Below are 1,965 nucleotides of genomic sequence, written 5' to 3' on the forward strand. Positions count from 1 at the left end.
GAGGCCACTGAAAAAGTGTTCCTTTTTTTAGCCGCATCATGAGACAAAGTAGAGTTTAATAAAAATAGAGGGGATTTCCATCTAATTGGATGGAAATCCCCTCTATTATTGTCCTTATTTCTTTGATTTTTCATCGATTAGCTTCACGATCCTTTTGAGGTTGACCACAAATATGGTGGCTGCACTTTGGAGGCACATGCCAAATAAACCCGAGTTCGTGGCTTTATCGTACCCGTGTCGATTCTTTAATTCGCTATTTTTGGCTTCAATCATATAACGCTCTCGTGCCAGTGTCTGGAAAAGCTCCGTTTCCTGAAAAGCTTCCTGTTTTAGATGGGTGGTCGATTTGAGTGTTAGCGAATAACTCTTTGTTTTTGTTCCTTTATAACACCCTTCTTGTAATGGACAAACTTGGCATTTTTTTACATCAAAATAATAGCTTAATTGGGTATTTCGATTATCGCCTTCTTTACGTTTTTTGATTTTCTTTTTCGTAGATAAATGACCAGCTGGACAGGCATAGGTGTCGGCATCTTTGTTAAAGACAAATCCTTTTTCTTGTTCTTTTCCGTTCGTAATGACGGGATGAAGCCTGGAAACAAGTTGAAAATTCCCTTCTTCGCTATCCGCATATTTCAAATTCTCTGTTCCTGAATAAGCGCGATCGCCGATGACCGTATTCACCTTTATTCCCGCAGATCTCGACTTTTGGACAAGTGTCGGTAAATACTTTCCATCATTCTTTTCGCCTGTGGTTACTGTATGTGCGGTAATAATGCGGTTTATCGATAACGCTAGATGGGTTTTGTATCCAAAAAAAGCATGGTCTTGGGATTTATGGCCGATTCGGGCATCCGGATCTTCTGATTGGATGTCGGCTTCTTCGCAATCGGCAAGCACTTCTTCTAATAGATTGCACTTCTCTTGGACAGCTGGTAATGCCTTGATCGAGGTTTCCTCTTGAATCGTTTTTAACAACGCCTCGCAATAAGCACGCGTTTCCTTTACATCATCCAGAGTGGGCTTTTCTGGGAACTTTTCTTTCATCCCTTCATTAAATTGGTAGACTGTCTTTCGTAACAATTTCGCCTTTTCTTTCAAGAATTCATCGGCGGATTTCGCACAATAACGAGAGGAAGAGTGGGTCGCATCAACGATAATCGTATCATCCTCGATCACCCCATTTTCAATGGCGATTTCCACGGATTGTTGAATAAGCAAATCTAATAGATTTGACCCGGATTCTTCTGGTGAATTCTCTTCTCCTTCTTCCTTTTTCGGTGGTTCGATCCGTAACTTTCGAAACTTCGTTAACGAACTGGGGTGAATAACATCCTCTTCTGGTGCCATTCCCAGAAAATATTTATAAGCTAAATCCGTTCGGGATCGTTCCACCACGTCCACATCGGATAAGTTATGGATTTGTTTTAAGAGTAAATATTTAAACATACGAACAGGATGGACGGCATTGCGTCCATTATTATTACAATATCGGTGATGTAATGCCTCCTCAATAAAGGAAAAATCTACGAGGTCACTCATCCGTCGCAAAAAGTGATCCTTAGGTATCAGTTTGTCATAGAGTTCCATATAAGGACTTAAAATAAAGGAGGATTGTCTTTCGATCATATTCATCACCATTTCTATTTTTTTCGTTCTCTTTATTATACTAGAAATGAGAGAGGAACAGAATACATAGGAGAGCATTCGGGTGCTTAATAATATAAAATGCAGACCTCCTCCTCTTAGCGGAGGGGAACACGAAGACTCTAGTGGAACCTGGACGTGTCTGAAGACCCCGCAGGAAAGCGGGCTTTGCTTTCCGAGGAGGCTGAAGCCGTCCCCACTAGACGCGAAGTGTTCCATCGGAGCGATCATTCCGCACCCACTTGCTTAAGAGCGGGAAGGAAGTCTGTTCTATCCACCGCCTAAAATATGGAGGGGTTTTTCAGTGGCCTCGAACAG

General features: G+C 41.8%; 1 protein-coding gene. It reads right to left on the reverse strand.

Annotated elements, in window-relative coordinates; genetic code table 11:
- Window positions 1–114: 114 nt before the first annotated feature.
- On the reverse strand, window positions 115–1,629 hold the full coding sequence (locus F9U64_RS22490; RefSeq protein WP_153407132.1) for an IS1182 family transposase: 1,515 nt from the start codon (window positions 1,627–1,629) through the stop codon (window positions 115–117).
- Between the last annotated feature and the right edge of the window lie 336 nt (window positions 1,630–1,965).

The organism is Gracilibacillus oryzae, assembly GCF_009498735.1.
GTDB lineage: Bacteria > Bacillota > Bacilli > Bacillales > Amphibacillaceae > Gracilibacillus > Gracilibacillus oryzae.